Source organism: Acidisphaera rubrifaciens HS-AP3 (genome assembly GCF_000964365.1).
GTDB lineage: Bacteria > Pseudomonadota > Alphaproteobacteria > Acetobacterales > Acetobacteraceae > Acidisphaera > Acidisphaera rubrifaciens.
The window spans coordinates 1-9432 of sequence record NZ_BANB01000671.1 but is presented as its reverse complement, the minus strand read 5'-3'; the positions used below and the strand labels follow the sequence as shown (position 1 = coordinate 9432).

Below are 9432 nucleotides of genomic sequence, written 5' to 3'. Positions count from 1 at the left end.
GGGCGCAGCGCGCGGCGGCGGCCTGCGGCCCGGACGGCGCCTGCACGCCGCCGTCGCTGCGTCTCCTCATTCTGCTCGGCCTGCTGCTCGGGGCCGGGCTTCTCTACGCGGGGTATACCTATGCCTGACGGCACGCCGATCCTTCGCTCCACGCTGACCTGCCCGCAATGCGGCACGTCGCGGACCGAGACGATGCCCACCGATGCCTGCCAGTATTTCTACGACTGCACCGGCTGCGGCGCGGTGCTGCGGCCGAAGCCGGGCGATTGCTGCGTCTTCTGTTCCTACGGCGACGTCCCGTGCCCGCCGATCCAACAGAGCGGCCGCGGCGCCTGCTGCGCCTCCGGCGACGGCGGCGCACCCACCGCCCCGCCGGACGACTAGGCGCCTCTCTCCTCCGTCCGGCCGTCTTGCCTCTTCGCGGGCGTCACGCGATCGTGCGGCAATCAAGCCGCGGCAAGCGGCAATGACGGAGGAGAAGACGCGCCATGTCCGCGACGATCGAACGTCCTGAGACCACATCCCCCGCCGACCCCGCGAGCGACGCCGTGACCGCGTGGCTCGACCGCTTCGGGGCCGCGCTGTCGGCCGGCGATGCCGCCGGGGCGGCGGCGCTGTTCGAGCCCGACGGGTTCTGGCGCGACCTGATCGCCTTCACCTGGAACATCCGCACGATGGAGGGGCGCGGCGGCATCGAGGCGATGCTGCGCGAGACGCTCGCCCGCGTGCGGCCCTCCGCCTGGCGGCTGGAGGAACCGGCGACGGAGGAGGGCGGGGTCATCACCGCCTGGATACGCTTCGAGACGGCGGTGGCGCGCGGGCGCGGCCTGATGCGCCTGCGCGGCGGGCTGTGCTGGACCATGCTGACCGCGATGACCGAACTCAAGGGCCACGAGGAACGGCGCGGCGCGACGCGCGAGCGCGGCGTGGAGCACGGTGCCTTCCGCGACCGCAAATCCTGGCTCGAACGCAGGCGCGAGGCGGCGGCCACCCTCGGCGTGACGGAGCAGCCCTATGTGCTAATCGTCGGCGGCGGGCAGGGCGGGCTCGGCCTCGGCGCGCGGCTGAAGCGGCTCGGCGTGCCGACGCTCATCATCGACCGCCATCCCCGCCCCGGCGACCAGTGGCGCAGCCGCTACAAGTCGCTGTGCCTGCATGACCCGGTCTGGTACGACCACATGCCGTATCTGCCGTTCCCCGATCACTGGCCGGTCTTCGCGCCCAAGGACAAGATCGGCGACTGGCTGGAAATGTACGCCCGCGTGATGGAGCTGGATTGCTGGAACAGCACCACCTGCGAACACGCGCGCTATGACGAGGCGGCGGGCGAGTGGATCGTGGACGTGGTGCGCGACGGCAAGCCGCACACGCTGCGTCCGAAACAGCTCGTGCTCGCGACCGGCATGTCCGGCGTGCCGAACATCCCGAACTACAAGGGCATGGAGACGTTTCGCGGCACGCAGCACCATTCCAGCCAGCATCCCGGCGGCGAGGCCTATGCCGGCAAACGCTGCGTCGTCATCGGCTCGAACAACTCCGCGCACGACATCTGCGCCGACCTTTGGGAGCACGGCGCGGACGTGACGATGGTGCAGCGTTCGTCCACGCATATCGCGCGGTCCGACACGCTGATGGAACTGGCCCTCGGCGGCCTGTATTCGGAACAGGCGGTCGCGGCGGGTGTCACGACCGAAAAGGCGGACCTGATCTTCGCCTCCATCCCGTTCCGCATCATGCACGAGATGCAGATCCCCGTGTACGAGGAGATGCGACGGCGCGATGCCGATTTCTACGACCGGCTGGAACGGGCGGGCTTCATGCTCGATTTCGGCGACGACGGCTCCGGCCTGTTCATGAAATACCTGCGCCGCGGGTCGGGCTACTACATCGATGTCGGCGCGTCGGAGCTGATCGCCGACGGGCGGGTGAAGCTGCGCAGCGGCGCTTCGGTGGAGGAGATCACGCCGACCGGCGTACGTCTGAGCGACGGCAGCGAGCTGCCGGCGGACCTGATCGTGTACGCGACCGGCTACGGCTCGATGAACGGCTGGGCGGCGAAGCTGATCAGCCAGGAGGTCGCGGACCGCGTCGGCAAGTGCTGGGGCCTCGGTTCCGACACGAGCAAGGACCCCGGCCCGTGGGAGGGCGAGTTGCGCAACATGTGGAAGCCGACGCAGGTGCCGGCGCTGTGGTTCCACGGCGGCAACCTGCACCAGTCACGCCACTACTCGACCTATCTCGCGCTCCAGCTCAAGGCGCGCATGGAGGGTATCCCGACGCCGGTCTACGGCCTGCAGGAGGTCCACCACACCGCCTGACGCCTCAAGCGGCGCGGGCGCCCGACAGGCGCGCCCGTGCCGCGGCAAGGCGCGGGCCGGTGACGACCAATTCGGCACAGCCCTCGGCTTCCCACACGCGGGTCACGTAATCGCCGCGCCGCTGCCGCGTATCGAGGAAGCTTTCGCACGCCAGCCCCTCGGCCAGCAGCACCGCGTGGCGCGGCAGCTCGACATGCCAGTACGTCACGGTGTCGCACGCGACCCGGGCGACCGCGTCGCCGTCGACCAGATGCTTGGCCGGGATCAGCGCGCCGTCGATGAAGACCGCGTGGTCGGGCGAGAGATACAGATCATGCGCCGGCCCCGCCGCGCCGAATGCGCCGGCGGCGATGCGCACCGGCCAGACCGAGTGCGGATCGGGATGCGACGCGCACGCGAGCTGCCGCCGCCCGACCCAGCGCACCGGCAGGGTCCCGCCATCGGCCAGCACGATCATGTCCCCCGCCCGCAACGCCTCCACCGCGACCGCCCCGCGCGCGGTTGCGATCCGCGTGCCGGTGACGAAGCAGGTGAGGTCGGCGAGCGCCTGGTTGGCGACCGCCGTCTGCCCCGTCTCCGTCGGGTGCTGCTTGTCGAAGAACAGATAGGTGTTCTGCACCGTCGGATCGCTGCTGACGAGGTCGGACGGAGTGAAGTTGGTCAGGCTGCCGGTATAGACCGAATCCGTGACGTTCTTCAGCCCGTACGAGCCGGGATTGGCGATGGCGTTGTCGATCAGGCTGAAGGTGTTTTCGATCGTGATCTTGGCACCGGTGACGGTTCCCAGGTCGGTGTTGAGCAGCTGGTTGTAGTATTCCGACAACACTAGCGCGGCACCCGTCTCGCTCGGATAGCCCTTGGTGATCGCCGGCACCTGGCTGAGGTCGGGCACGTCGAGGACAAGCAGGTTGGTCACGCCGTCGGCGACCAAGCTGCCGATGAAGCCGATCTCGTTGGCGACCGACTGCTGCATGTCGATGCCCGCTTTCGTCGAACCGACCGTGCCGAGCGTCGTGCCGTTCGGGAAATACGTCCCGAAATTGGGGTCTTCCAGCAGGTCGAGGATGTCGTTGGAACCGATCCAGACGGTGGAGAGCGCGTTCGCGGCCGGCGTCGGCACCGCATTCTTGAAGTTCGTCAACTGCGCGCTGAGATCGGTCAGCGGCACGGCGAAGCTGCTGTTCTCGTTGGTGACGCCGGTCACCGCGCCGCCGATGGCGAAATCGGTCCCTCCCGTCGCGCCGGAGGCGAGCGTGAGATAGCCGTTCGGGCCGGACACGCCCTGCTGCTTGGCAAGGCTGTCGATGGCGGCGGTGGCGACGAGCGTCGCGGTTGCCGGCGGATAGCCCTGCGCCTCCAGCCCGGCGATCGCGATGGTGGTCAGCTGCGACACCGTCCCGCCGACCGTGCCCGGCGCCAGCACGCCGAAGCCGAGATCGGTCGAAAGGTTCTGCACCCAGTTCGGGCCGTTGCTGAAGATGTCGGCCTTCACCGTCCCGTACGTTTCCTGATAGTACGGCGGGCTGACGGGCTCCGGCGACAGGCCGAGCGGCGACGCAAGCGGACTCGACGTCAGCAGATACACGTCGCCCGCGTCCGACAGGCTGTCGCCGAAGGCATAGATCGTCGAATAGTTGTTGATTGTCATATCTGGCCGCTCCCGCCCGCCGTTTCTTGTCGTCGCTTCATCGTCTCCGGAACACGCGCCGCAGGGCCCCGCGCAGCCCGCGCGGCCGCCCGTATTCGGCAACCGCCCGGTCCAGCATCGCGCCCCACTGCGCCTCGGCCCGCGCGCGGGAGAAAATCTCCGCAGCACGGGCGCGTCCCGCCGCCCCCACCGCCGCCGCCATCGCCGGATCGGCGAGCAGGCGGCGGAAGATGTCGCGCGCCGCCGCCGCCGTCACCGCGCGGAACCCGTCCCGCCCGTGATGGATCAAGCCGCGTGCCTCGCTGAAGTCCCGTCCATAATAGACCGTCATCCGCCGATCGTCGTACGCGACCAGTGGGATGCCCGCAGTCCATGCCTCGATGAAACCGAGTGTATAGGGCACATGCAACCCGGAGCAGTGAAAATACGCGCGCGACGCCGCCAGCCGGTCCAGCAGCGCGGCACCGGCGATGAACCCGGTTGCATTTGGCAAGGTGTCATTCCCGTCGCCCGCGAGTTGATACGGCGTATGCTCTAGCGATGCGCGAAATGCCTCGTATTCATGCGGGTATCGCTGCACGAATCGGTTGACCGCGGCGAACACCACCGGGTCGCTCCCGTGCCAGGGCGGGTGGCGCGCCGGGTCGCCGAAGAATCGGATCACCGCGTCGGCGCCGATATAGTGGCGCGTCCGCCGCTCGGTCGGCGCGTAGCGCACGATGCGCAGCCCCTGATGGCGCAGCGGGCGCAGCAGCGGATCGAACTCATAGATGCACTGCCCAATCGTCCGCCAGATCACCGGGCGGCGCGACAGGGTCGCCCAGTTGCGGCGGATGAAGTGCGCGTCGTGCACGATCACGACGACGTCGAACGCATCGACGAAGGCGGGCGTGATCACGTGCTCGGTCACGCTCGTCGCGCTCAGCGCGCAGCCGCTGGCGTGGAACAGCGCCATCAGGTCGGCCGGCGCCCGCCATGCCAGCGGCGTGCGCCCGTCATGCGCGCGGTGATGCGTCTCGGGCGTGTAGCCGAAATAACTGCCGAGGCTGAACACCTCGTGCCCCATGGCGGCGAACAGCCCGATCTCGTCGTGTTCGAGCATGGCGTGGACGCCGAAATACAGGATGCGCACGCGCGCGGCTCCGCTGGCTGGCGTTGATCGGGCGGCGATGCCATGTGTGGGGCATGCGGCACCCGGAGACGTGGCTCAAGGTTCGGCCGGAGGGTCTGTTCTGCGAGCCCGGCGGTTTCTACATCGACCCGCTGCGCGCCGTCGAACGCGCCGTCGTGACCCACGCCCATTCGGATCATGCCCGGCCCGGCCACGCGGCCGTGCTGGCCAGCCCCGCCACGCTCGCGCTGATGCGCACGCGCATGGGCGCGGGGCGGGCGGGCGACGCGCAGCAGCCGCTCGGCTGGCACGAACGGCTGCGCATCGGTGCCGTCGATGTCTGGCTCGCCCCGGCGGGCCACGTCCTCGGCAGCGCGCAGGTGGTCATGGAGTACGGCGGCACGCGCGCCGTCGTCAGCGGCGATTACAAGACGGTGGCGGACCCGACCTGCGAGCGGTTCGAGCCGGTGCCCTGCGACGTGTTCGTGACCGAGGCGACGTTCGGCCTGCCGGTCTTCCGCCATCCGCCGCCCGGGGAGGAGATCGCCCGCCTGCTGGCCAGCCGGGCGCTGTTCCCCGACCGCACGCATGTCGTCGGCTGCTACGCGCTCGGCAAGTGCCAGCGGCTGATCGCGCTGCTGCGCGCCGCCGGCTGGGACGCGCCGATCTGGCTGCATGGCGCGCTCGCCGCGGTCTGCGGCGCGTATGAGGCGCTCGGCGTGCCGCTCGGCGATTTGCGCCCGGCGACGGTCGCCGCGCGCGAGGCGCTGCGCGGCGCGATCGTGCTCGCCCCGCCCGGCGCGATCCAGGACCGCTGGGCGCGGCGCCTCAATGATCCGGTCGTGGGCCTCGCGTCGGGCTGGATGCGCGTGCGCCAGCGGGCGAAGTCGCGCGGCGTCGAGCTGCCGCTGGTGATCTCCGACCATGCGGACTGGGACGAATTGCTGGCGACCGTCGCGGCGGTCGAGGCGCCGGAGGTCTGGGTCACGCATGGGCGGGAGGAGGCGCTGATCCACGCCATCGAACAGGGCGGCCGGGTCGGTCGCGCGCTGCGCCTGATCGGCTACGGCGACGAGGACGAGGGCGGCGACGGTCCCGATGATGGGCCAAAGGGGGAGCCAGAGACCGAACCGGGGACCGGCGCGGCCGCATGATCGCCTTCGCCGACCTGCTGGAACGGCTGGTGTTCACCCCCGGCCGTAATGCCAAGATCGCGCTGCTGCGCCGCTATTTCGCGACCACGCCGGACCCCGATCGCGGCATCGGCCTGGCCGCCGTCACCGGCGAACTCACCTTCGCCGCGGCTAAGCCCGGGCTGATCCGGCAACTGGCGATGGAGCGCGTCGATCCGGTGCTGTTCGCCTGGTCCTATGACTATGTCGGCGACCTGGCGGAGACGGTGGCGCTGATCTGGCCGGCGCGGCCGACCAACGCGGCCCCGCCGTCGATCGCCGAGGTCGCGCATGCGCTGGAGACGACGCCGAAAGCCGAGCTGCCGGCCCTCGTCGCCGGCTGGCTCGACGCCTCCGCGCCGGGGGTGCGGCTCGCGCTGCTCAAGCTCATCACCGGCGCGCTGCGCGTCGGCGCCTCCGCCCGCCTCGCCAAGCTCGCGCTCGCCGATCTCGCGGGCGGCGCGATCGACGCCGACGCGATCGAGGAGGTTTGGCACGGCCTGTCGCCCCCCTACCGCGCGCTGTTTGCCTGGATCGAGGGGCACGGCCCGCGCCCCGACCCACAAGCCGCGCCGGTGTTCCGCCCGCCCATGCTCGCCCACCCGCTGGAGCCGCCCGATCTCGCCGCGCTCGACGCGGCGCGGTTCCGCGCGGAATGGAAATGGGACGGCATCCGCGTCCAGCTCGTGGCCACACCCGGCGGACGGCGCCTCTATTCGCGCGGCGCCGACGACATCTCCGCCGCCTTCCCCGAGATCGTGGAGGCGCTGGAGGCCGAGGCCGTGCTCGACGGCGAGCTGCTGGTCGCGCGCGACGGCATCGTCGCCCCCTTCGCCGATCTGCAGCAGCGGCTCAACCGCCGCAGCGTGACGCCGCGCATGATGCGCGACTTCCCGGTGATCGTGCGCCTCTACGACCTGCTGTTCGACGGCGCGGAGGATCTGCGCCCGCTGCCGTTCGATGCGCGGCGCGCGCGGCTGGAGGCGTGGCATGCCCGCGTGCGCCCGGCGCGCATGGATCTGTCGGAGATGATCGCCTTCGACACGATCGACGCGCTGGCGGCGCTGCGCGACGGCGCGCGGGCTGCGGCGATCGAGGGGCTGATGCTCAAGCGCGCCGACAGCCCCTATGTGCCCGGCCGGCCGCGCGGCCTGTGGTGGAAATGGAAACGCGCGCCGCTGACCATCGACGCGGTGCTGATGTACGCGCAGCGCGGCCACGGGCGGCGCAGCAGCTTCTATACCGACTACACCTTCGGCCTGTGGCGCGCGGACGGCGCGCTGCTGCCGGTGGGCAAGGCGTATTTCGGCCTGACGGATGCCGAGATCGGCTGGCTCGACCGCTGGATACGCAACCACACCACCGCCCGCTTCGGCCCGGTGCGCGAGGTGGACAAGACCTTCGTGCTGGAAATCGCCTTCGACGCCGCGCAACTCTCGAACCGCCATAAATCCGGCGTCGCCCTGCGTTTTCCGCGCATCCTGCGCATGCGCCCCGACAAGCCGGCGGAGGAGGCGGACCGGCTGGAGGATCTGCTCGCCCGCGCCGAGGGGCGGCCGCGCGCGCACGCGCCGGCGGTGGACGATGGCGGCGACGAAGGGTAGGGAGGGCGCATGCATCGCCGCCGCCGTCTGCCCGCGATCGCCGCCGCCCTGCTGCTCGCGACCGCCGCCACGGCGGGGGCGGCCCCGCCGCCGCGCAACATCGTCATCTTCGTCGCCGACGGGCTGCGCCATACCTCGGTGAACGAGGCGGACGCGCCGTTTATGGCCGGGCTGCGCGCGCGTGGCGTCGATTTCGCCGACAGCCACGCGCTGTTCCCCACCTTCACCACGGCCAACGCCTCGGCCATCGCGACCGGCCACCTGCTCGGCGACACCGGCGATTTCAGCAACGTGCTCTATGTCGGCGCGCCGGACGCGACGACCGGATCGGTCACGCCGTTCCTGGAAAACGACCGGGTGATCGCCGACATGGACGATCGCTTCGGCGGCAATTTCCTCGGCGAGACGACCCTGCTCGCCGCCGCGCGCGCCGCCGGCTGGCACACCGCCGCCGTGGGCAAGCTCGGCCCGGTGCTGATCCAGGACGTGGGCGAGGCGACGGCGGCGCGGCCGGACACGGTGATCATCGACGACCGCACCGGCCATCCCGGCGGCGTTCCACTGCCGCCCGCGATCCTCGACCGTCTGCGCGCCGCCGGCCTGCCAGCCACGGCGCCGGGGCGCGGGCTGAACGGGGATTACGGCACCAACACGCGCCCCGGCACGCTGGTCGCCAACACGGTGCAGCAGGACTGGTTCACCGCGGCGCTGACCCGCGCCGTGCTGCCCGCCTTCCACGACGACGGTCACCCCTTCGCGCTGGTGTTCTGGTCGCGCGACCCGGACGGGACGCAGCATAACCAGGGCGACAGCCTCAACACGCTGTCGCCCGGCATCAACGGCCCGACCTCGCGCGCCGCCGTCGCCGACGCGGACGCCGATTTCCGCCGCGTCCACGACTGGCTGCAGGCGCAGGGGCTGCTCGACCGCACCGACATCCTGATCACCTCCGATCACGGCTTCAGCACCATCAGCCGCCACGACCTCGACGCGGACGGCCGCGCCGCCGTGCACGACTACGCGGCGACGCAGACCTATCCGGACGTCAATCCCGGCTTCCTGCCGCCCGGCTTCGTCGCGATCGACCTCGCCCACGCCCTCGACCTGCCGCTTTTCGACCCCAACCACCCGACGCGCGCGCCCGATGGCGGCGTCGCCTATGCCCGGCTCGACCCGACCGCGGGGCAGCATGCCGCCTGGGGCAACGGGCTGATCGGCGGCACCGGCCACGTGGCGGCGGACGGGCGGACGGACGCGCGGGTGATCGTCGCGGCCAATGGCGGGTCAGACCTGATCTACCTGCCGGGCAACGACCACGCGCTCGCGGCCCGCGTCACCGCCGTCCTGCTCGACCAGGACTATACGAGCGGTGTGTTCGCCGATACCGACCGGCTCGGCCCGATCCCCGGCGCGCTGCCGTTCACGGCGATCGGCCTCGCGGGCGACGCGCTGACGCCGCGCCCGTCGCTGGTGGTCAATTTCCGCAGCTTCTCCCTCGGCTGCCCCCGGCCGACGCACTGCACGGTGGAGGTGGCGGACCTGATGCTGCAACAGGGGCAGGGGATGCACGGCAGCTACA

At 71.0% G+C, this 9432-nt stretch carries 7 protein-coding genes; 5 read left to right on the top strand and 2 right to left on the bottom strand.

Annotated elements, in window-relative coordinates:
* Positions 1-120: 120 nt before the first annotated feature.
* Positions 121-384 carry a GDCCVxC domain-containing (seleno)protein gene (locus B8460_RS16160; RefSeq protein WP_048862642.1) on the top strand — a complete coding sequence of 88 codons (264 nt, stop codon included), beginning with the start codon at positions 121-123 and terminating at the stop codon, positions 382-384.
* Between the two features lie 104 nt (positions 385-488).
* Positions 489-2318, top strand: a complete 1830-nt coding sequence (locus B8460_RS16155) for a flavin-containing monooxygenase (RefSeq protein WP_048862641.1) — start codon at positions 489-491, stop codon at positions 2316-2318.
* Between the two features lie 4 nt (positions 2319-2322).
* Here B8460_RS16155 and B8460_RS16150 read toward each other — a convergent pair whose 3' ends face one another.
* Both B8460_RS16150 and B8460_RS16145 read right to left on the bottom strand, forming a co-directional pair.
* The gene (locus B8460_RS16150) at positions 2323-3966 is read right to left on the bottom strand and encodes a Hint domain-containing protein (protein ID WP_052945269.1); all 1644 of its coding nucleotides are present in this window, start codon (positions 3964-3966) and stop codon (positions 2323-2325) included.
* A gap of 37 nt (positions 3967-4003) precedes the next feature.
* Positions 4004-5098 (bottom strand): glycosyltransferase, encoded by a 1095-nt coding sequence (locus B8460_RS16145; protein WP_048862640.1) that lies wholly within the window; start codon positions 5096-5098, stop codon positions 4004-4006.
* Positions 5099-5151: 53 nt separating this feature from the next.
* On the opposite strand from B8460_RS16145, the gene B8460_RS16140 reads away from it, so the two are divergent.
* From B8460_RS16140 to B8460_RS16130, 3 genes are all read left to right on the top strand, one after another.
* Entirely contained in the window at positions 5152-6231 is a 1080-nt protein-coding gene (locus B8460_RS16140) for a ligase-associated DNA damage response exonuclease (RefSeq protein ID WP_048862639.1), read from the top strand.
* On the top strand, positions 6228-7853 hold the full coding sequence (locus B8460_RS16135) for a cisplatin damage response ATP-dependent DNA ligase (RefSeq protein WP_048862638.1): 1626 nt from the start codon (positions 6228-6230) through the stop codon (positions 7851-7853). Before B8460_RS16140 ends, B8460_RS16135 begins: the two co-directional genes overlap by 4 nt.
* Positions 7854-7862: 9 nt before the next feature.
* A partial coding sequence (locus B8460_RS16130) for an alkaline phosphatase family protein (RefSeq protein ID WP_048862637.1) occupies positions 7863-9432 on the top strand: 1570 nt, incomplete at its 3' end.